This is a genomic window from Mesorhizobium sp. M0500 (assembly GCF_040321165.1).
Lineage (GTDB): Bacteria > Pseudomonadota > Alphaproteobacteria > Rhizobiales > Rhizobiaceae > Mesorhizobium.
Genome location: NZ_JAMYRB010000046.1, coordinates 1 through 21,044 on the forward strand (window position 1 = coordinate 1; position 21,044 = coordinate 21,044).

The window sequence follows — 21,044 nt, forward strand, 5'->3', positions numbered from 1 at the left end:
CGCGCCGTTGGCCGCGCGGTGAATGACCGCTCGTCAGCCGTTCCTGACTTTCGACCGGGTGCGGATGAACGTCTTCAACGGGTCATCGACGTGAATTCGTCCGTCGGCGAACGAACTTCCGCTCGAGGTACCGAAAACTGTATTTCCGGCTCGGATACCAAGCGTCAGATTTTCACCACTGGCGACTCGAACCTCCGAAATTTACAGCGGAACACTCCGCCGTCCGTCGCCCTCCGATGCGCACCTCGCTACTCGTCTTTGCCGGAGACGTACCGTGATCGTTGATTTTTGGCTTTTTCGATTGGCCAAAATCAGAAATCTTCCCGTATTGTTCCGCACGGTTCCGCGGCTAATTATGGTCGGTCGTCTTTGCTCTAGATCAATGAATGCCCAGTTCATGCCGGTAGGCTTTAGGGGATCAACCGAAAGGTTGCCTGGAAGAGGGAGAATGCAGAGGCGAGGACGACTATCCATTGGCTAAACGTCACTGACCGACAGGAAAACATAGAGGATGTCTGGTTCTTCTGTCGAATTGACAATGCGTTGATAGAAAGCGAAATCATACGACACCCGCGTTGCCTTGTCTTGAAGCAACCGTGGTCTAGTAGCCGAAGGAGGAACTGGGGCTTGGGAGGATAAGCATGGCCGAGGATTTCGCCGGTGATCATGCCGACCGCGTTCAGGCCGCGATCGCTTCGGACGCGGCGGCGAAGTCCGCGCTGGTCGCTTCCTGGCGACGGTCTTCCAGTCTCCACCGGCTCGATCCGGCCGATTGCAGCCCCCCACGCTATCTGACAGAGGCGGAATTGGGAGAGGCCCGGCAACGCATCGGGCCGCTCGTCCGGGTTGCTCAATCAAGCCTGGACCGGCTCTATCTTGCGGTGGGCGGCGTTGGATGCTGCGTCCTGCTCGCCGATCGCGACGGCGTGCCGGTCGAACGGCGCGGCGCGCCTGTGGACGACGAGACGTTTCGTTCCTGGGGGTTATGGACAGGGTCCGTCTGGAACGAGGAGAGCGAGGGCACCAATGGTATCGGCACCTGTCTGGTGGAACAGCGCGTCCTGACGATCCACCGTGATCAGCATTTTCACACGCGCAACACCGGGCTGAGCTGCACCACGGCTCCGATCTATGATCACCGTGGAGACCTTGTGGCTGCCCTTGACGTGTCTTCCTGCCGGGCTGATCTGACCGAGGTCTTCTCCAACCTTATTTCCATGGCCGTCGTCGACGCGGCGCGTCGGATCGAGGCGGAGAACTTCAAAATGGCATTCCCCAAGGCGCGCATTCTGCTGGCGCCGGTGCCCGACAAGGGTTCCGGCGCGTTGATCGCGGTTGATGCGGACGACCTTGTGGTCGGCGCGACCCGTTCGGCTCGCCTGGCGCTTGGCATTACGCAACAGTGTCTCGACAAGCCGATGCCTGCGGCCGATCTGCTCGGTTGGGCCGAGGGCGGCCCCGAAGTCCTCGCCGAGGCGGAGCGCGGCGTTCTGCAACGGGCGCTGGCGCGGGCAGACGGAAATGTCTCGGCCGCGGCCCATGCGCTCGGCATCAGTCGCGCCACGCTTCACCGCAAGCTCAACCGCCTGGACGTCCACAGGTCCCACTGACTTTTGAAACGTCGCATGACTGTCGCAATTCTGCGACACACCCGCCCGCTCACTGTCCCCGGCGCATTGGCAATAGCGGTAGGAGATAGCAAGTCTCTTTCCGAAGCGTCGCATTCCGCGGCGCCAGCTTTGGGAGGAAGACACTTGAATAAGGTTGAATTCTCACGCTCGGTCAAGGCGCCCTTCGACAAGCGCTACGGCAATTTCATCGGTGGCAAATGGGCCGAGCCGCGTTCGGGCCGTTATTTCGAAAACTTCTCGCCGGTGAATGGTCAGTTGCTCTGCGAGGTGGCTCGCTCGGATGCCCAGGACATCGAGGCGGCTTTAGACGCTGCCCATGCCGCCAAGGACGCCTGGGGGCGCACGAGTGTGGGCGAGCGCTCACTCATCCTCAATCGCATCGCCGATCACATGGAGGAAAACCTCGATCTCCTCGCATGTGCCGAAACCTGGGACAACGGCAAGCCGATCCGCGAAACGACCGCCGCCGACCTGCCTCTAGCAATCGACCATTTCCGCTATTTCGCCGGTGCCTTGCGTGGCCAGGAAGGCAGCCTTTCGCAGATCGACGACGATACCGTTGCCTATCATTTCCATGAGCCGCTCGGGGTGGTTGGCCAGATCATCCCGTGGAACTTCCCGCTGCTGATGGCCTGCTGGAAGCTTGCTCCCGCGCTTGCCGCGGGAAACTGCGTCGTGCTGAAGCCTGCCGAGCAGACGCCGGCTGCCATCTTGCTGTGGGCCGATCTTATCGGCGATCTGCTGCCGCCGGGTGTGCTCAACATTGTCAACGGCTTCGGCCTCGAAGCCGGTAAGCCGCTCGCGTCGTCGCCGCGCATTGCCAAGATCGCCTTTACCGGAGAAACCACGACTGGCCGGCTGATCATGCAGTATGCCAGCCAGAACCTGATCCCCGTCACGCTGGAACTGGGCGGCAAGTCGCCCAACATCTTCTTCAAGGACGTTGTCGCCGAAGACGACGATTTCTTCGACAAGGCGATCGAAGGCTTCGTCATGTTCGCGCTGAATCAGGGCGAAGTCTGCACCTGCCCGAGCCGCGCGCTCATTCATGAATCGATCTACGACAGGTTCATGGAACGTGCGCTGAAGCGTGTCGAGGCGATCGTGCAGGGCGATCCGCTCGACCCGGCAACGATGATCGGTGCCCAGGCATCATCCGAGCAGTTGGAAAAGATCCTGGCCTACATCGACATCGGCCGCCAGGAAGGCGCCGAGTTGCTGACCGGTGGCGAGCGCAATGTTCTGCCTGGTGATCTCGCCGGCGGCTACTACGTGAAGCCGACGGTGTTCAAGGGCCACAACAAAATGCGCATCTTCCAGGAAGAGATCTTCGGACCGGTGGTCTCGGTCACGACCTTCAAGGACGACGACGAAGCGCTCAGCATAGCCAACGATACGCTCTACGGCCTCGGCGCCGGTATCTGGACACGCGACAGCAACCGCGCCTACCGGTTCGGCCGCGCGATCCAGGCGGGCCGCGTCTGGACCAACTGCTACCACGCCTATCCCGCGCATGCGGCCTTCGGCGGCTACAAGCAGTCCGGCATCGGCCGCGAGACACACAAGATGATGCTCGACCACTACCAGCAGACCAAAAACATGCTGGTCAGCTACAGCCCGAAGAAGCTCGGCTTCTTCTGATCGCCGCTTTGACCCACAGGCGCGGCTCCGCGAGGGGCCGCGCCAAAGGCTGGAAATCGGAAAAAACGATGCGAGCGAAGGTCACAGCGACACCGGCAGCCCTTGAACTGATCGCCGAGATCGTTGCCGAGCACGGTCCGGTGCTGTTTCATCAATCCGGCGGCTGCTGCGACGGCTCTTCGCCGATGTGCTATCCGCGTATCGGCTTCATCGTGGGCGACCAGGATGTGCTGCTCGGCCACATCGGCGACGCGCCGTTCTACATCGGTGCGTCGCAATTCGAGGCTTGGAAACATACCGATCTCATCATCGACGTGGTGCCGGGTCGCGGTGGCATGTTCTCGCTGGATAACGGGCGGGAGAAGCGGTTCCTGACCCGGTCGACAATCTGCACCGCGTAGGCGAAACCTGCGGGTTTGATTTCGAGCAAGAAGGCACCGCAGCAATCTCTACCTTCCGAAGATGATCCTCAATCTGCTCATCGGCACCGTCGTCATTAGCCTTACGGTCCTGGTTCACACCTTTGGTCTGATCGTGGTCACACATGCGATGGGGCACCTGGTCGCCCGTTTTCGCATGCACGGGCGCCGCAGCCGCATCGTTGCGATGATCAGCGTGGTGATGGGACTCTTTGCCATCATGACCACAGAGGTGTGGCTCTGGGCAGGACTATACCGGTTGCTCGATATCTTTGCTGACTTCGAAACCGCGCTGTACTTTTCCACCATCACCTTCTCGACCGTCGGCTACGGCGACATTGTGCCCGCTCACGCATGGCGCGTCCTCGCAGCTCTAGAGGGCGTGAACGGATTTCTTCTGATTGGCTGGTCGACCGCCTATCTGATCGCGGCCGGCACCCGCATTGGCCCATTCAAGGCCGGCGAGCACTTCTGAACGGGCGATCGTTCAGACCGCTACGGAATGCCTGGCTGTACCGGTTTCGAAATATTTGTCGAACTTCGCCGCGATGCTTCTGACAAAGGGCCGGCTTTCCGCCGGCACGACGAAGCGGTCACCATCAAGTTCAAGCAGCCGCGCAGGACCATGAAGAGCCGTGGAACTCGCCTTGAGGAGAAGTCTTTGGCCGGCTTCGCCAAAGCGTTCCACCAGCTCAATCGCCGAGAAGGCGAAGTCACACATCAATCGCTCGATGATCCAGCCGCGAACACGGTCGTCGTCGGAAAGCGCGATACCCCGAACAGCGGCCAGCCCGCCATCAGCAACCATGCGTCCATACTCGGCGGTCGAAGGCATGTTCTGTGCATAGCCCTCGCGAAACTGGCTGATGGATGACGGGCCAAGGCCGATCAAGGTCTCGCAGCGATCCTCGGTATAGCCCTGAAAGTTCCGGTGCAGTGTTCCGGCGCGGGCGGCAAGCGCGAGGGCATCGCCCGGTTTGGCGAAATGGTCGAGGCCGATTGCTTCGTATCCCTGGTCCACGATCGCCCGCGCCGCAAGTTGCGATTGAGCAAACCGCTCTGCCGGACCCGGCAGCCATGCCTCGTCGATCATCGTCTGATGCTTCTTAAACCACGGCACATGGGCGTAGCCAAAAAGCGCTATCCGATCCGGTTCCAGGGTTAGTGCCTGCGCGACGGTGGAGGAGACACTCTCCCTGGTCTGGTGTGGCAAGCCGTAGAGCAGGTCCAGATTGACCGATTCGACGCCGCGCGAACGAACGCCGTCGACTACCGCTTTGGTCTGCAAAAAGCTCTGCTCGCGGTTAATTGCCTTTTGCACCTTCGGGTCAAAATCCTGGACGCCGAGGCTCGCACGGGTCATGCCGATTTCGGCGAGTGCGTCGAGGCGGGCATCGTCCATATCATTGGGTTCGATTTCGACGCTGATCTTGGCGCCGGGAGGAAAGGGGAAGCTGTTGCGCAGGACGGTTCCCAGCGCCACCAGATCCTCCGGTTTGAGCATCGTTGGCGAACCGCCGCCGAAATGGACGGCACGCACGCGGCCCTTGCCTGCGACAAGACTGGCGACGGTGGCGATCTCGGCATGCAGTGAGCGAAGATACGTGCTCACCGGTTCGTAGTGGCGTGTCTGCTTGGTATGGCAGGCACAGAACCAGCAAAGCTTGTCGCAGTACGGGATGTGCAGATAGAGCGATATCTCGTGGCCCTCGTCGAGCGCCTGCAGCCAGCCTCGACAAACGGCAGCATCGACGCTTGTATTGAAATGCGGCGCTGTCGGGTAGCTCGTATAGCGCGGCACGTTCTCACCAAGTCTGGCAACTAATTCTGGGCGCACCCCTTTATCCGCTCCACTTTGCATGGCCCGACTTTGACCACATTACTGGCCGGCAGCCTTGATTTCGGTCAAAGTCCGCTGTGGACAAACTGCCGCAAGGATTTTCCTGCCGCCGATGCTATCTTGCCGGCAGTTTGGGTCCTCGGACGATCATGATGACACTGCGTCAGGATATTCACAGCACCGGCATTCCAGTGCTTTGCCGATCATGCGAAGCGCGCCACCATGGCGTCTGCGGCGCGCTCGATCCCGATCAACTGGTGGGCCTCGCCAAGACCTCATCGAAGCATACCGTTGAACCGGGCGCAGAACTGATTGGTGACACCGAGACCGTCGACCGTTATTCGAACGTGCTTTCCGGCGTGGTGAAGCTCACAAAGAGCCTGTCGGACGGACGCCAGCAGATTGTCGGCCTCCAGTTTGCCCCCGATTTTCTAGGCAGGCCCTTCAAGGTGGAGAGCGCGATCAACGCCGAAGCCGCAACGACCGTTTCCCTGTGTTCGTTTCCAAAAGCCGCCATCGAACGCATGATGAAGGAATCACCACAGCTCCAGCATCGTCTCTTCAAGCAGACGCTCAATGAACTCGACGAAGCACGAGACTGGATGGTGACGCTGGGGCGCAAGAGTGCTGCGGAAAAGGTGGCGAGCTTTCTCCTGATGATCGCCAGGAATATCGATCCTATGCTTGACCCGGCGGCCCAGTCGACAAGCTTTGACCTGCCGCTGACGCGCGCCGACATCGCCGATTTTCTCGGCTTGACGATCGAGACGGTCAGCCGCCAACTGACCAGGCTGAGAACAGACAGCGTAATCCGGATCGACAACAACCGGCACATGACTGTGGAGAACATGAGCCGGCTGCAGCGACGCTCCGGCACCTAACCGGCATCGACGACCCCGATCATCGGCAAGACGTGCTCGCGTTCGAAGGCGATATGCCGGCGCAAGCTTTCGAATAAGCCGCGCAGCATGAAGCCGACAGCCTCGGCATTCTCGACTGTCTCGCCATGGCCGATCGCCAGCAGGATTTCAGTCACCTCGCCGGCAAAGCATTCGTCCTCGACGTGTTCTGCGCGCAATCGACGAGTTGAAGCAAGTTTGGCATCGCTGCCAGTCAAAGCAGCCTCGTAGGCCGGAAAGATAACCGTCTCCTCGTATTGGTGAATGTTGCGCAGCAGCGGAACGATCGCGTTGGCCACGCCAATACAGTTCAGGCGATCTGCGGCCGGCAACGTATCGGCGATCTTTTCCAAGGCGTCACAGAGCCGCAGCTTTTCCCCATGGGCACGTTTCATCACAGCGCCCGGGAGGAACTCTCGATCGAACCGTCCGACCGGCATGGAAATCTCGCGGCGGGCTTCAAACAGCGACGATTTCCGCTCGTTCTCCCCGTCCAATGAAAGCCTCCTGATCGTTTGCGAGTTCGAAGCTGCCCAATCCAAAAGCAAATGGCTTTGACATGGATCAAGGCAGCGACGACGCGACTGCTGAATTGGTGTCAAGCGGATTGGTATCCGCGCATCCCAATCCGAGGTCGGGGACAGGTCATGAAGTTCGGCACGCAAATCTTCGCCTTGGGCCTGTTCACATTTGCGGCCCTTGTGGCAGCCGGGTTCGGTGTGGACGAGCCATTCCGGCAGCATATGTGGGTACTGTTTTTTGTGCTGCTCGGCTTTGTCGCCATCCTCATCCGCAACACGAATTTCGAAGTGGCTGCTCCGATCGACCCGTCCGCCTACATGGATGGGCCAATCCGCTATGGCGCCATCGCCACCATGTTCTGGGGTGTCGTCGGTATGCTGGTCGGCGTCGTCATTGCGCTGCAGCTTGCCTACCCCGATCTCAACATTGAGCCCTGGTTTAACTTCGGCCGTTTACGGCCATTGCATACGTCGGGCGTCGTCTTCGCCTTCGGCGGCAATGCGCTGCTCTGCACGTCCCTGTATGTCGTCCAGCGCACCTGCCGCGCTCGGCTGTTCGGCGGCGATCTCGGTTGGTTCGTGTTTTGGGGCTACCAGCTCTTCATCGTCATGGCCGCGACCGGCTACCTGCTCGGCATCACCGAGAGCCGCGAATACGCCGAGCCCGAATGGTATGTGGACATCTGGCTGACCATCGTCTGGGTCGCCTATCTCATCCTGTTCCTCGGCACGATCCTGAAGCGCAAGGAGCCGCACATCTACGTCGCCAACTGGTTTTACCTGTCCTTCATCGTCACCATCGCGATGCTGCATTTGGTCAACAACCTGTCGATGCCGGCCTCATTCCTGGGTTCCAAGAGCTACTCCGCCTTTTCCGGCGTCCAGGACGCCCTGACGCAATGGTGGTACGGCCACAACGCCGTCGGCTTTTTCCTCACCGCCGGCTTCCTCGGCATGATGTATTACTTCGTGCCCAAGCAGGCGAACCGGCCGGTCTATTCCTACCGCCTGTCGATCATCCACTTCTGGGCGATCATCTTCCTCTACATCTGGGCCGGTCCGCATCACCTGCACTACACCGCCCTGCCCGATTGGGCGCAGACGCTCGGCATGGTGTTTTCGATCATGCTGTGGATGCCGTCATGGGGCGGCATGATCAACGGCCTGATGACGCTGTCAGGCGCCTGGGACAAGCTACGCACCGATCCGATTATCCGCATGATGGTGATGGCCATCGCCTTCTACGGCATGTCGACCTTCGAAGGTCCCATGATGTCGATCAAGACGGTCAATTCGCTGTCGCACTATACCGACTGGACCATAGGTCACGTGCACTCCGGTGCGCTCGGCTGGGTCGGGATGATCTCGTTCGGCGCGATCTATTACATGGTGCCGAAGCTTTGGAACCGCCAACGGCTCTACTCGCTGCGGCTGGTCACCTGGCACTTCTGGCTGGCGACGCTCGGCATCGTCGTCTACGCGGCCGTCATGTGGGTGTCCGGCATCATGCAGGGCCTGATGTGGCGCGAATACGACGAGCAGGGCTTCCTGGTCTACTCCTTCGCCGAAACCGTCGCCGCCATGCACCCCTACTATGTCATGCGCGCCATCGGCGGGGCCATGTACCTCTCCGGCGCCCTGATCATGGCCTGGAACATCGCCATGACCATCCTCGGCTACCAGCGCGAAGAACAACCAATGCCGGGCTCCCTGCCCGTCCTGCAGCCTGCCGAATAAGGAGCCAGACAATGGGCTTGATGGACCAACACGCGCTGATCGAGAAGAACGCCACGCTTCTGCTCATTGGATCACTTCTCGTGGTCACAGTGGGTGGCATCGTCGAGATCGCACCGCTCTTCTACCTCGACAATACGATCGAGAAGGTGGAAGGCATGCGCCCCTACTCGCCGCTCGAACTCGTCGGGCGCAACATTTATGTGCGTGAGGGATGCTATCTCTGCCATAGCCAGATGATCCGGCCGTTCCGTGACGAGGTCGAGCGCTATGGGCATTACAGTCTGGCGGCCGAGTCGATGTACGATCATCCCTTCCAGTGGGGATCGAAGCGCACCGGACCGGACCTCGCCAGGGTTGGCGACCGCTATTCCAATCAATGGCATGTCGAGCACCTTACGGATCCTCGTTCGGTGGTGCCTGAATCAATCATGCCGAGCTATGCGTTCCTGAAAGACACGCCGATCGAGGTGAAAGATTTCTCGACGCATCTGGTCGCCAACAGCCGTGTCGGTGTCCCCTACGGCGACGACATGATCGCACACGCCAGCGCCGACTTGATGGCGCAGGCTGATCCCAACGCCGACACATCCGGCCTCGAGGCCCGCTACCCCAAAGCCAAGATCGGCGACTTCGACGGCAACCCGCAACGGGTCACCGAGATGGACGCCCTCGTCGCCTATCTGCAGATGCTCGGCACACTGGTCGACTTCAAGAACTACGACGAAGCCGCCGGCTATCGCTGAGGAGTTTTATTTATGGATTACAATCTGATGCGAGAGTTTGCCGACAGCTGGGGCCTGGTCGCCATGGCGCTTTTCTTTGTCGGCGCAATTGCCTTCGCCCTGCGCCCCGGCAGCCGCAAGCTGGCCGACGAAGCTGCCCGGATTCCCCTTGAGGACGAGTGATCATGAGCGACGAGCACATCGATGAAATCTCTGGCGTTTCGACCACCGGCCACGAATGGGATGGCATTCAGGAGCTGAACAACCCGCTTCCGCGCTGGTGGGTCGTAACCTTCTACGCCACCATTGTCTGGGCAATCGGATACACCATCGCCTATCCGGCATGGCCTTTGCTGCATTCGGCAACAACGGGCGTGCTCGGCTATTCGAGCCGCAACGAAGTCAAGAACGAGCTATCGGCGGCTGAAGCGGCGAAGGGCAAATATGTCGCGGCGATAGAATCGAAGAGTGTTTCGGAGATCGCGGCGGACGATGGTTTGCGCGAATTCGCGGTCGCTGCCGGCGGCGCCGCGTTCAAGGTCAATTGCGTGCAGTGCCATGGTTCCGGCGCCCAGGGCACCAAGGGCTTCCCGAACCTCAATGACGATGACTGGCTGTGGGGCGGAAAGGCGGACCAGATCCAGCAGACGGTCACGCATGGTATCCGCTTCGCATCCGATCCGGATACGCGCCTGTCGGAAATGCCGGCCTTTGGCGACATCATCACTGCCGATCAGATCAAACAGGTCAGCGCCTATATTGCCAGCCTGTCCCAAACCGTCAGCGACCAATCTTTGGTGGCGCCCGGTGCCAAGGTTTTTGTCGAAAACTGCGTGGCCTGTCACGGCGACAATGCAAAGGGTAACAAGGAGCTCGGCGCTCCTGATCTGACCGATGCCATCTGGCTCTACGGATCGGGCGAAGCGGCCATCGCCGCCCAGGTCACCGCGCCGAAACAGGGCGTGATGCCAGCCTGGGGTGCGCGCTTGGGCGAAACCAGGGTCAAGGAGCTGGCGGTCTACGTGCATTCGCTAGGCGGTGGAGAATAGGAACAGGGGCCTATTCTCCGGCCCTCACCGCCGAAGCGACGAGGTCCGGCTCTGCCGGGCCTCGATTTGTTTTCCGTGGGCCAGGCGATTGACCTGCATCAACGCGGCGCAATCCAGTCGGCAGCAAAATCCGCTCGACGCTGTATTTCGCTGACCTGCCTGCATCCAGTCAGGACATTTGCCCGGCGAAATCAAAGCTGCGCGACGGGAGAGACCAGTGCTGGACAATACGCAGGTCGAACGGCTCGAAGCCGAGGCGGTCAACTCCGCCAAAGTGCGACAGCCGATGTATGCCGCGCGCAAGAAGATCTTCCCGAAGCGGGCCTCCGGGAATTTTCGCCAATTCAAATGGCTGGTAATGGCGGTCACGCTTGGTATCTACTATCTGACACCTTGGCTGCGGTGGGACCGTGGCCCGTTTGCCCCTGATCAGGCCGTGCTGCTCGATGTCGCCGACCGGCGTTTCTACTTCTTCTTCATCGAGATATGGCCGCAGGAATTCTACTACGTCGCCGGCCTTCTGGTCATGGCCGGCGTCGGTCTCTTCCTGATCACGTCGACCGTCGGTCGTGCCTGGTGCGGCTATACGTGCCCGCAGACCGTATGGGTCGACCTGTTCCTGGTCGTCGAGCGAGCCATCGAGGGCGACCGCAATGCCCGCATCAAGCTCGACGCCGGTCCCTGGACCAGCCGCAAGCTTGTGCTGCGGGTGTCGAAACACGCCATCTGGCTGGTCATTAGCGCGGCGACCGGCGGCGCCTGGATCTTCTATTTCGCCGATGCGCCGACGCTGGTTGGCGAACTCTTCGCCGGCACGGCGGCCCCCGTCGCCTACTTCACCGTCGCCGTGCTGACGGCAACGACTTATACGTTCGGCGGGCTGATGCGCGAGCAGGTCTGCACCTACATGTGCCCATGGCCGCGCATCCAGGCAGCCATGCTCGACGAGAGTTCGCTCACCGTCACCTATAATGACTGGCGCGGCGAACCGCGCACGCGTCATGCCAAGAAAGTCCAGGCCGCAGGTCAGCCAGTCGGCGATTGCGTCGACTGCAATGCCTGCGTCGCTGTCTGTCCGATGGGGATCGACATTCGCGATGGCCAGCAGCTCGAATGCATCACTTGCGCGCTCTGCATCGACGCCTGCGACGGTGTCATGGACAAGCTCGGCAAGGAACGCGGGCTGATCTCGTACGCGACGCTCTCCGACTACAACGCCAACATGATGCTGGCGACCGCGGGTGGCGCCAGTTCGGTCAATCCTTCGCTGGTCAGGACGGATGACGGCCTGTTTTCGGACAAGGTGGCTCATTTCCACATTCGCAAGATCTTTCGTCCGCGCACCTGTGTCTACATGGCTATGTGGTCGCTGATCGGCCTGGGCCTGCTCTATTCGCTGCTGACGCGCGACCGACTCGAGATCAATGTCTTGCACGACCGCAATCCGCAATTCGTGACGCTCTCCGACGGCTCCATCCGCAATGGCTACACAGTCAAGCTGCTGAACATGATCCCCGAACCAAGAACGATCATCGTCACCCTTGGGGGCTTGCCAGGCGCAGAGATGAGCATCGTCGGTGTCGATCTCCCCGCCGATCGCTCTTTTGCGATCCCGGTCGAACCCGACCGGCTGAAGATGTTGAAGGTTTTCGTGCGCCTGCCTGCTGATCAGATCCATGGCGTAGCGCAGACCTTCACACTCCGGGTCGAGGACAACGCGAGTTTCGAGTCGAACGAATACACCGCCACCTTCAACGCACCGGAGACCGCCAGATGAGCGCCACCACGCGAAAATCCCGCGAATTCACCGGCAGGCACATGTTGGCTATCATCCTTGCCTTTTTCGGCGTGGTGATCACGGTCAACCTGACCATGGCGACGCTCGCCAACACAACCTGGACCGGGCTTGTCGTCGAAAACACCTACGTGGCCAGCCAGCAGTTCAATAGAAAATCCAAGGAAGGACGAACGCAGGCGGCCCTCGGCTGGACCGGCAAATTGACCATCGCATGGGGCGAAGTCCGCTATGGCGTCACCGACGCCGGCAAGCCGGTTCGTTTGCATTCCGTGAAGGTGCTGTTTCGCCGTCCCGCCTACGAGAAAGAGGATGAGTCCATCAAGCTCGCCCTCGCCTCGGGCCAGGAATTCGCGGCGCAACACATGCCAAGGGATGGTGTGTGGATCGTCGAAATCGACGCCGATGCCGGTCTAGCAAGACCCTATCGCGACGTGCGCAGGATCATGATTTCCCATGGAGCGCTGCAATGAGCTGTTGTGCACCTGGTGCTGAAATGGCGCTGGATCTGGGCAACGCTACATCCGTCCTGCCGTCAAGCGAAGAGATCAAGCTGGCGAGCCGGTCGCTTGGCGATGGCCTTAGCCAGACCGATCTTTCAGTTCCGACGGTTCATTGCGCAGCCTGCATCCAGACAATCGAGACGGCGGTGGCAAAACTCGATCACGTCGAGGCCGCTCGCGTCAACCTGTCAACGAAGCGGGTCTCGGTCCGGTGGCGCGGGGACGAGGCTCCACCATTCGTCGCCATGCTGGCGCGGCTGGGTTACCAGGCGCATTTGTTCGAACTCGAGATTGGTGAAAAGGACAAAACGCTCTCGGAGCTTATCCGCGCCGTCGCTGTTGCCGGATTTGCGGCGGGCAACATCATGCTGCTGTCGGTTTCGGTCTGGTCCGGTGCCGAGGGCGCGACCCGCGACCTGTTCCACTGGGTCTCGGCACTGATCGCCATCCCCGCACTCGCCTTCGCCGGCGGCATCTTCTTCAAGTCGGCCTGGAATACGTTGCGTCACGGCCGCATGAACATGGACGTGCCGATCGCGGTCGGCGTGTCGCTGGCCTATGCCATGAGCCTCTATGAGACGATCACCCATGGCGACCACGCCTATTTCGACGCGTCGGTGTCTCTGCTGTTCTTCCTGTTGATCGGCCGCACGCTGGATCACGTGATGCGCGAACGCGCCCGCACCGCCGTCAAAGGCCTATCACAACTGGCCGCGCGTGGCGCCATGGTGCTGCGCGACGATGGCGCACGCGACTATCTGCCGGTTGGCGAGATCGAACCGGGCATGCTGTTGCTGATAGCGGCCGGCGAAAGGATCCCCGTCGACGGCAAGATCACGCGTGGGACATCGGACGTCGACTGCTCGCTGGTTTCGGGCGAGAGCACGCCCAGAAGCGTGGCGCCAAACGATGCCGTCCAGGCCGGCGTGCTCAACCTTACCGGCCCGCTGACCATCGAGGCGACAGCCGCCGCGAAGGATTCGTTCCTGGCGGAAATGGTTCGGCTGATGGAAGCCGCCGAGGGCGGTCGCGCACATTACCGCCGCATCGCCGATCGCGTTTCAGCACTCTATGCTCCAGTTGTTCATCTCACCGCCTTCGTGACATTCCTTGGCTGGATGGCGGCAACCGGCGACTGGCATCGGGCGATAACCATCGCCATCGCCGTTTTGATCATCACATGTCCGTGCGCGCTCGGGCTCGCCGTGCCGATCGTCCAGGTAGTCGCCGCGCGGCAGCTGTTCGAGAACGGCATCATGGTCAAGGATGGTTCGGCGATGGAGCGCCTGGCAACGATTGATGCAGCGGTGTTCGACAAGACCGGCACGCTCACGCTCGGCCAGCCCCGTCTCGTCAATGCGGCCTCGATCGATCCGGCCATGCTGACGATTGCGGCCGACATGGCCGCGCATTCGCGTCACCCCTTTTCAAAGGCCATAGCCGGTCTTGCCGCTGGCGGCGGGCAGCACAAATTCGATGCCGTCACCGAGCATCCGGGGTTCGGTATCGAAGCAACTGACGTCGGAAGTATCTGGCGGCTGGGCAGACGCGGATGGGTTGGATGGAAGGCCCGCACCGGCGGCGAAGGCAAACATGGCTATGGCGGGACGGTCCTGACGAAAGACGGGATCGTTGTCGCGACCTTCAATTTCGAGGATGCGTTGCGTGCCGATGCCAGGGCGGCGATCGAGCGATTGAACGAGGCCGGGATGTCGGTTCAGATGCTGTCGGGCGATAGCGCGGGCGCCTGCCGCGAAATCTCGAAAATGCTGGGTATCGACGACTTCGTTCCGTGCCTGCTGCCGTCCGGCAAGGTCGAATGCATCGAAACCCTGGCGAAAGAGGGACACCGGGTTCTGATGGTTGGCGACGGCTTGAACGACACGCCTGCGCTGAGCGCGGCGCATGTTTCGTTCGCGCCGGCCACGGCCGCCGACATCGGTCGCACCGCAGCCGACTTTGTGTTCCTGCGCGAAAGCCTTCTGGCGATCCCCCTCGCGCTGGACGTCTCGCGCAAGGCGGGAAGCCTGATTCGCCAGAACATCACGATCGCCATCGTCTACAATGCTGTCGCCGTGCCGATCGCGATCCTGGGGCACGTCACCCCTCTTATCGCCGCGATCGCGATGTCCGCGTCTTCCCTGCTTGTGATCGGAAATGCGCTGCGTCTGCGAGGTTCTGTGCCAGATTCGCCGGCGAAAGATGTCCGGCGCGACAGGCTGTCCGACAGCAGCAAACTGGCCCAATCCTCATGACCACCCTTGCCTACCTCATCCCTGTCGCCCTGTTCCTTGGTGCGCTTGGCCTGGGGGGCTTCCTGTGGGCGTTGAGGAGTGGCCAGTACGAAGATCTTGACGGAGCTGCCGAGCGGATCCTTATCGATCGGGAAGACAGACTGGAGCGCTGATCCAGGGCCGAGGGCTGACAAACAGCGCCGGTGCAGCCAACCGCTCCCACACCCTTCCCCACTGCGACTATGCCGCGCACGATTGCTGTTTCCGGGGTTGTTGCTGCCTAACACTGAACGCCACCAATTTGCGCCAGCGCAAAGAAACGCTGCGTCAGGCCAGATACCTTCTGCTCATCCGCAACGGTTGAGAGATAGGAGACTGACATGATCACGCGACGCGACGCCCTTTTCGGAGCAGCGATTGGCGCTGCCACCGTGGCGGCACTGCCGGCATTTTCGGCAACGGTGACAAAGACGGACATTCGAGGGCTCGCCCGCGAAAAGATCGAGCTCGTGGCACCGCCCTTTGTGCATCCGCACGATCAGATCGCCACGGGTGGACCGAAAATCGTCGAGTTCACCATGACCATCGAGGAAAAGCCCGTCGTCATCGATGCCGACGGCACGACGCTCAATGCGATGACCTATAACGGCTCGATTCCTGGCCCTCTGATGGTCGTGCATCAGGACGACTATGTCGAACTGACGCTCATCAATCCCGACACCAACTCACTCGCTCACAACATCGATTTCCACGCCGCAACCGGCGCGCTGGGCGGCGGCGCCCTGACGCTGATCAATCCCGGCGAGCAGGTGACCTTGCGCTTCAAGGCAACCCGAACGGGTACGTTCGTCTATCACTGCGCACCTGGCGGCGCGATGATCCCATGGCATGTCGTCTCCGGCATGAGCGGCGCCATCATGATCCTGCCGCGCGATGGGCTCAGGAACGACAAGGGCGAACCGGTAAAGTACGACAAGATCTTCTACATCGGCGAGAACGACTTCTATATTCCGCGCGACGAGAAGGGCAACTTCAAGACCTACGAATCGGCCGGCGACGGTTACGACGACATCGTCAAGGTCATGCGCGGGCTGATCCCGACGCATGTGGTGTTCAATGGCAAGGTCGGTTCGCTGACCGGCGACAATGCGATGAAGGCGAAGGTCGGCGAGACCGTGTTGATCGTCCATTCGCAGGCCAACCGCGATACGCGACCGCATCTGATCGGTGGCCACGGCGACTATGTCTGGGAACAGGGCAAATTCGCCAATCCGCCGGCCAAGGATCTGGAAACCTGGTTCATCCGTGGCGGCTCCGCGGGGTCGGCGCTCTACACGTTCCTGCAGCCCGGCGTCTATGCCTATGTCAATCACAATCTGATCGAGGCCGTGGAACTCGGTGCGACCGCTCACTTCATGGTCGAGGGCGAATGGAATGACGACCTGATGACGCAGGTCGAAGCGCCGACACCCCTCGCCACCAACTGACGGCACTCCAATTTGCCCGGACAGCGATGCTGTCCGGGCATGGACAAAGCGATGTCTCCATTGATCCTCAAGGTTCTTCCGGTCGCCCTGGTCGCCGCTGCCGTTCCGGCAGGGCTCTCGATACAGACGGTCTTCGGGGATCGACAACCTCACCCCATCGCTATGACGGTTACCTTGCTTTCCGGTTCGATCACCTATCCGACGCCAGGGGAGTTCCTGATGGAGGGACGCCCGCAAGCCAATCCCCGCCTCAAGCGGCAACTCAACAGACCTCTCGAAATCATGGCCTACCAGATCAGCGCGGCCGACTATGCAGACTGCGTCTCGGCAGGAGGCTGTCAGCCGGCACAGGAGACGCGCGCGATCCCAAGCAACGCTCCCGTAACTGGAGTGAGCTATCTCGATGCCAATGCCTACGCCCGGTGGTATTCGCAAGTGACGGGGGACCAATGGCGGCTGCCATCCGACGAAGAATGGGCGTTTGCCGCGGCGGAGCGGTTCGCAGGGGAATTTGAGGGTGTCGAAAACGACGCCGACAACCCCGCCAGACGCTGGCTCACCAGCTACAAGGCCGAGGTGGACCTCAATCGCAAACCGGACCCGTTGCCCAAGAGCCGTGGCTCTTTTGGTTTCAATTCCCTGGGCCTCGCCGACTTTTCCGGCAATGTCTGGGAGTGGACTTCGACTTGCTATGTCCGCACCACATTGGCTGCGGATGGAAGCGGCGTTGCGAGTTCGGTCGACAATTGCGGCGTCCACGTCCTTGAAGGGCTTCACAGAGCCTACATGTCGAACTTCGTCAGCGACGGAAAAAGCGGCGGCTGTGCCGTTGGCACGCCTCCCGACAATCTGGGTTTCAGGCTGGTCCGGGACCATCGGGGGTGGGCGAACCGTATCGTCGGCTACCTCGGTATTGCCTGACAAATCAGAAGCGGCTTTTTCATTCGCGTTTCGACGGTCGCCTGGTCTCCCCGCCGCCTCACCGCACCTTTGGCCTCATCAACGCAGTTCCATAGATCAGAATGAAGCCGGCAAATGCCGCCACCCATGCGGTGCCGGCCATGTCGATCACTATGTCATAGGGGACGAAGGCAGCCAGGATTCTCAACGATCCTGCGAGGAGGACGGTCACGAAGATGAACGAGGCGCCTTTCCCAGCCTTGAGCTCTCGCCCGGTGTGCCCGAGCGTCGCGCGGGTCATCACTGCAAGCGTCATCGCGCCGACCGCACCAGTTCCGAGCGCGTGGAGTCCTGCAGCAGCCGGCACGATGGCAGGATAGAAGATCGACGCCGAAACGAAGGCAAGACCGATAGGCACAAAGGCATATGCAAGATGGAGGGTGAGCACGAGCGGATCCCGCAATGTGCGCTCGCCAGCCCAGCCCGACAGACGCCACGCCTGGCAGATCGCGGCGACGGCCATGAGCATTCCTGAGGCGCTGTTGTCGGGTGTGAACGTCCATGCTCCCAGCGCGATGGCTGAGATGGCTATCGATGCCATGTCAAAACGGTCGAACGGAGCAGGCAGCCTGCCAGGATTTTCGCGAGCGAGCCAGTTGCGGGTGAAGCTCGGAATGATGCGCCCGCCTATCAATGAGATGAGCATGATCGCCGCGGCCATGCCGAGCCTGCGGCTGATGTTGGATGTGCCTTGAAGATGCGCCTCGATGTGGAACGTGCCGTTGGCGCCAGCCAGGACGGTAAGCGGCAGCAGTACTTTCAGGTTGCGCCAGTTCCGTCCTGCGACGATCTCGCGGGCCGCCGCGGCAGCAACCGCAAGCAGAAATGAGCCATCGATCACGGCGGCTGCTTCCCAGCCGATATCCGCCGAGACAAAGACAGCGACACGGCCGGCAAGCCACAGGACCACCAGCGCCAGCAGCGGCAGGCCTTGCACAGGCAGCCGGCCGGTCCAGTTCGGGATGGCGGTCAGCAAGAACCCGGTAACCATCGCCGACAGATAGCCGAACAGCATCTCGTGAATGTGCCAGTCGACGGGAACGAACGCACTGTGGGCATTGAGTTCGCCGGCATACATCGGCAGCCAAAGCAGAATGGAGAGCGCCGCATACAGCGACCCAAGGAAGAAGAACGGCCTGAATCCGTAGGAAAGAAATGCGGGCCCGGTGTAGGCCCGCAGGCGTGGAATCCCCATGATTTGCGTCTCCAAATGAACAGGGCCGGATGAACCGCCGCCCTCGGTCCGTCCGGCCCGCGCCCGCGCTGTATGTGGCAGGCATGGCTGTATCGAATGCTGTCAGTTAGCCGGGATCTGGGTGAACAGGTCGGCGAACACTGTCTTTGCCTTCCCGAGATGCTTGACCGCTTTGGCGGTATCGAGATTGACCGGCTTGCCGACAACGATCAGCGCGACCATCCCCATGCCGTAGTGCGGCGCGCATTTGACGCCATACACACCTTCCTGGGTGAGTGTGACGGTGATCTCCTCGCTGGGCTTTCCCTTGAAAGGCTCAGCGCCATCCGGAAGCATGCCCTTGATCGACTCTGCGTCATGGCTCTTGTCGGTCGGCACGAACTTGACGGTATCGCCGGGTACTGCCTTGACGAAGGCCGGCTGGAAAACCATGGCGCCCTTTTCGCCCTTGTTGAGCATTTGCACCACATGCTCTTCCGCGCTTGCGCTGCCGGCCAGCGCGAGGATGGAGATTGCGGCGGCGAGAATGGTGAGTTTCATCGGTTCGTCCTTTTGTTTCGTCGTCACGGCATTTGGCCGTTCCATGCCTTTTAGCCTGACAACCCCCGGCAGAATTTGCGCTGGCGCAAACTCGGAGTAGAAAGGTCTTCCGCATGACTGATGCGAAACTACAGGATCGTGAGGAATCCGCTTGGCTGCGTTGGACCGATCGCTGATATCGCGGCTGCCGCTCTTTCAAGGACTGACGCCCGACGAGCAGAGCGAGATCCTCCAAAGCGCACGCTCATCCCGCTATGCCAAGGAGACGACGATCTTCGCGCAGGAAACCGAGGCCCATTCCTTCTTCGTGCTGATCGCCGGGCACATACGCGTCGTCCGCACCACGCCGGATGGACAGCAGGTCATCGCTAGATACATCAGCGAAGGCGAGATCTTTGGCGTCGCCGCAGCCCTTGGCCGGACGACTTACCCCGCCAGCGCAGTCGCGGCGGTGGACTGCGTGGTGTTGGCCTGGCCCAACGCGCTATGGCCGGAACTGGCGAAGCGGTTTCCTGTGTTTGGGGCGACCACCTACCGGACGGTCGGAAACAGGCTGCAAGAAACCCAGACGCGGGTTGTGGAGATGTCCACTGAACAGGTGGAGCAGCGCGTTGCTCACGCGCTGCTGCGACTGGCAAATCAGACTGGTCGGAAGACCGACAGCGGCATCGAAATCGACTTTCCGATCTCGAGGCAGGACATTGCCGAAATGACGGGGACGACACTGCACACGGTCAGCCGGCTGCTCAGCAAATGGGAAGAGAATGGGATAATTGCCAGCGGACGCCAGAAAGTCACTGTCAAGGACGCGCACCGGCTTGTGGTCCTCTCAGGGAGTCGAACCAAGCGCTGATTTATCACCTGCGCGCTCGAACAGCCGATTCCAAATCCACCAGGAAGGCGGTCTCATTGATCTGATGCTCTCGGCACGCCTCAGCGACCGTATGGAAGGTACCGATTGGACAACCGACGCAAAGCATCCTGTATTTCAGCACGACAGCCACCGTTGCCGGCCATTTTCTCATGATCTCGTCGACGACCATGTCGGAATTGAACCAACTGAGTTCCTTCACGATGAAGTCTCCGCCATTGCGAAGCGTCTTAATAGATTCCTCTCAGGCCGCCTTCTTTGCGCTTTCGCAACTTTGATGAGCATTGCCGTTTGGCTAGGAAAAGCTAGACAAACGTCATGACCATAATTGCACCGATGACAATCAGAACAAGCCCGCCGATCAGCATAGGGAGCAGCGTGTTGTTCAGGTCGACGCCCGACTCGAATTGGTTGGCCACCGGTGTGTCATTTTTGTCTGGGTCAGTCATGCTTGTCTCCACGGGCCGGCAGACGCGAACCGCGCGGCGTTGCGGTTGAATTGTCGATCGAGGCCTTACCCATGCTTATCGTACGCCGAAGCTTCGGATGCAGGCAGCCCGCCGACAAAGTCCTGGGGCATCAATGCGACGTCGGCCAGCGTGTAACGATCAAGGGTGTTCTGGAAGGAGGCCATCGCGTCGCCGAACATTCCTGAAAGTTTGCAGCGGCCGGTGAGCACGCACTGATTTCCGGTCCCGAAGCACTCCACAAGCGCGAAATCTGGCTCCGTCAGCCGTACCACGTCGCCGATCCGGATCATCTCGGGGCTCCGCCCGAGGGCTAGCCCACCGGAGCGACCGCGGACCGCTTTCAAGTAACCGCCGCGCGTCAGGGTGTTGGCGACCTTGTTGAGGTGCGTTTTGGATACCTTGAACGTGCTTGCCACCTCCTCGATCGTGATCAGGCGATCACCGGCAGAGGCCGCGTACATTAGCATCCTCAAGGCGTAGTCCGAGAAATTGGTCAACCGCACTAATGGTTCCTCTTTGCAATTCTCGTA

General features: G+C 60.7%; 23 protein-coding genes. 16 read left to right on the plus strand and 7 right to left on the minus strand.

Features of this window, described 5'->3' with window-relative positions; genetic code table 11:
• Positions 1-641: 641 nt before the first annotated feature.
• The 4 genes from NKI70_RS32425 (at position 642) to NKI70_RS32440 (ending at position 4,166) form a co-directional block, all read left to right on the plus strand.
• Complete coding sequence (locus NKI70_RS32425) at positions 642-1,610, plus strand: helix-turn-helix domain-containing protein (protein WP_352726172.1); 969 nt, start codon at positions 642-644, stop codon at positions 1,608-1,610.
• 144 nt (positions 1,611-1,754) lie between these two features.
• Positions 1,755-3,272, plus strand: coding sequence for an aldehyde dehydrogenase (adh, locus tag NKI70_RS32430; protein ID WP_352726174.1), 1,518 nt, complete (start codon positions 1,755-1,757; stop codon positions 3,270-3,272).
• A 68-nt stretch (positions 3,273-3,340) separates the two neighbouring features.
• Entirely contained in the window at positions 3,341-3,673 is a 333-nt protein-coding gene (locus tag NKI70_RS32435; protein WP_352455633.1) for a DUF779 domain-containing protein, read from the plus strand.
• 61 nt (positions 3,674-3,734) lie between these two features.
• The gene (locus NKI70_RS32440; protein WP_352620273.1) at positions 3,735-4,166 is read left to right on the plus strand and encodes a potassium channel family protein; all 432 of its coding nucleotides are present in this window, start codon (positions 3,735-3,737) and stop codon (positions 4,164-4,166) included.
• Positions 4,167-4,178: 12 nt separating this feature from the next.
• Here the strand turns inward: NKI70_RS32440 and hemN are convergent, their stop codons facing one another.
• The gene (gene hemN, locus NKI70_RS32445; RefSeq protein WP_352726177.1) at positions 4,179-5,528 is read right to left on the minus strand and encodes an oxygen-independent coproporphyrinogen III oxidase; all 1,350 of its coding nucleotides are present in this window, start codon (positions 5,526-5,528) and stop codon (positions 4,179-4,181) included.
• A 155-nt stretch (positions 5,529-5,683) separates the two neighbouring features.
• Here hemN and NKI70_RS32450 point away from each other — a divergent pair, with 155 nt between their 5' ends.
• Positions 5,684-6,412 (plus strand): Crp/Fnr family transcriptional regulator, encoded by a 729-nt coding sequence (locus tag NKI70_RS32450; protein ID WP_352726179.1) that lies wholly within the window; start codon positions 5,684-5,686, stop codon positions 6,410-6,412.
• Here the strand turns inward: NKI70_RS32450 and NKI70_RS32455 are convergent.
• Positions 6,409-6,825, minus strand: a complete 417-nt coding sequence (locus tag NKI70_RS32455) for a hemerythrin domain-containing protein (RefSeq protein ID WP_352726210.1) — start codon at positions 6,823-6,825, stop codon at positions 6,409-6,411. The two genes, NKI70_RS32450 and NKI70_RS32455, sit on opposite strands and share 4 nt — an antisense overlap.
• A 252-nt stretch (positions 6,826-7,077) precedes the next feature.
• On the opposite strand from NKI70_RS32455, the gene ccoN reads away from it, so the two are divergent.
• The 10 genes from ccoN to NKI70_RS32505 all read left to right on the plus strand — a co-directional run bounded on the left by ccoN (position 7,078) and on the right by NKI70_RS32505 (position 17,399).
• A complete protein-coding gene (gene ccoN / locus NKI70_RS32460) occupies positions 7,078-8,688 on the plus strand; it encodes a cytochrome-c oxidase, cbb3-type subunit I (protein ID WP_352726180.1) in 1,611 nt (536 codons plus the stop codon).
• A gap of 11 nt (positions 8,689-8,699) precedes the next feature.
• Positions 8,700-9,431, plus strand: a complete 732-nt coding sequence (gene ccoO / locus NKI70_RS32465; protein ID WP_352726182.1) for a cytochrome-c oxidase, cbb3-type subunit II — start codon at positions 8,700-8,702, stop codon at positions 9,429-9,431.
• 12 nt (positions 9,432-9,443) lie between these two features.
• The gene (locus NKI70_RS32470) at positions 9,444-9,593 is read left to right on the plus strand and encodes a CcoQ/FixQ family Cbb3-type cytochrome c oxidase assembly chaperone (protein WP_023759205.1); all 150 of its coding nucleotides are present in this window, start codon (positions 9,444-9,446) and stop codon (positions 9,591-9,593) included.
• A 2-nt stretch (positions 9,594-9,595) separates the two neighbouring features.
• Entirely contained in the window at positions 9,596-10,459 is an 864-nt protein-coding gene (gene ccoP / locus NKI70_RS32475) for a cytochrome-c oxidase, cbb3-type subunit III (protein WP_352726184.1), read from the plus strand.
• A 217-nt stretch (positions 10,460-10,676) separates the two neighbouring features.
• Complete coding sequence (gene ccoG / locus NKI70_RS32480; RefSeq protein ID WP_352726186.1) at positions 10,677-12,236, plus strand: cytochrome c oxidase accessory protein CcoG; 1,560 nt, start codon at positions 10,677-10,679, stop codon at positions 12,234-12,236.
• Positions 12,233-12,727 (plus strand): FixH family protein, encoded by a 495-nt coding sequence (locus tag NKI70_RS32485; protein WP_352726188.1) that lies wholly within the window; start codon positions 12,233-12,235, stop codon positions 12,725-12,727. The genes ccoG and NKI70_RS32485 overlap by 4 nt, the downstream gene beginning before the upstream one ends.
• On the plus strand, positions 12,724-15,012 hold the full coding sequence (locus tag NKI70_RS32490) for a heavy metal translocating P-type ATPase (protein ID WP_352726190.1): 2,289 nt from the start codon (positions 12,724-12,726) through the stop codon (positions 15,010-15,012). The genes NKI70_RS32485 and NKI70_RS32490 overlap by 4 nt, the downstream gene beginning before the upstream one ends.
• Positions 15,009-15,164 carry a cbb3-type cytochrome oxidase assembly protein CcoS gene (gene ccoS / locus NKI70_RS32495; RefSeq protein ID WP_352455561.1) on the plus strand — a complete coding sequence of 52 codons (156 nt, stop codon included), beginning with the start codon at positions 15,009-15,011 and terminating at the stop codon, positions 15,162-15,164. The genes NKI70_RS32490 and ccoS overlap by 4 nt, the downstream gene beginning before the upstream one ends.
• Before the next feature lie 207 nt (positions 15,165-15,371).
• Complete coding sequence (gene nirK / locus NKI70_RS32500) at positions 15,372-16,478, plus strand: copper-containing nitrite reductase (RefSeq protein ID WP_352578061.1); 1,107 nt, start codon at positions 15,372-15,374, stop codon at positions 16,476-16,478.
• A gap of 51 nt (positions 16,479-16,529) precedes the next feature.
• A complete protein-coding gene (locus NKI70_RS32505) occupies positions 16,530-17,399 on the plus strand; it encodes an SUMF1/EgtB/PvdO family nonheme iron enzyme (RefSeq protein ID WP_352726192.1) in 870 nt (289 codons plus the stop codon).
• Positions 17,400-17,457: 58 nt separating this feature from the next.
• Here the strand turns inward: NKI70_RS32505 and NKI70_RS32510 are convergent, their stop codons facing one another.
• Together NKI70_RS32510 and NKI70_RS32515 are read right to left on the minus strand one after the other, a co-directional pair.
• Complete coding sequence (locus tag NKI70_RS32510; RefSeq protein ID WP_352726194.1) at positions 17,458-18,633, minus strand: NnrS family protein; 1,176 nt, start codon at positions 18,631-18,633, stop codon at positions 17,458-17,460.
• A gap of 102 nt (positions 18,634-18,735) precedes the next feature.
• The gene (locus NKI70_RS32515; RefSeq protein ID WP_352726196.1) at positions 18,736-19,173 is read right to left on the minus strand and encodes a pseudoazurin; all 438 of its coding nucleotides are present in this window, start codon (positions 19,171-19,173) and stop codon (positions 18,736-18,738) included.
• A gap of 151 nt (positions 19,174-19,324) precedes the next feature.
• Here NKI70_RS32515 and NKI70_RS32520 point away from each other — a divergent pair, with 151 nt between their 5' ends.
• The gene (locus NKI70_RS32520; RefSeq protein ID WP_352726198.1) at positions 19,325-20,026 is read left to right on the plus strand and encodes a Crp/Fnr family transcriptional regulator; all 702 of its coding nucleotides are present in this window, start codon (positions 19,325-19,327) and stop codon (positions 20,024-20,026) included.
• A 4-nt stretch (positions 20,027-20,030) separates the two neighbouring features.
• Here NKI70_RS32520 and NKI70_RS32525 read toward each other — a convergent pair whose 3' ends face one another.
• The 3 genes from NKI70_RS32525 to NKI70_RS32535 all read right to left on the minus strand — a co-directional run bounded on the left by NKI70_RS32525 (position 20,031) and on the right by NKI70_RS32535 (position 21,017).
• On the minus strand, positions 20,031-20,216 hold the full coding sequence (locus NKI70_RS32525; RefSeq protein ID WP_352726212.1) for a DUF1858 domain-containing protein: 186 nt from the start codon (positions 20,214-20,216) through the stop codon (positions 20,031-20,033).
• 133 nt (positions 20,217-20,349) lie between these two features.
• On the minus strand, positions 20,350-20,493 hold the full coding sequence (locus NKI70_RS32530) for a hypothetical protein (RefSeq protein WP_352455556.1): 144 nt from the start codon (positions 20,491-20,493) through the stop codon (positions 20,350-20,352).
• A gap of 65 nt (positions 20,494-20,558) precedes the next feature.
• The gene (locus NKI70_RS32535; protein ID WP_352726200.1) at positions 20,559-21,017 is read right to left on the minus strand and encodes an RrF2 family transcriptional regulator; all 459 of its coding nucleotides are present in this window, start codon (positions 21,015-21,017) and stop codon (positions 20,559-20,561) included.
• Positions 21,018-21,044: the final 27 nt, after the last annotated feature.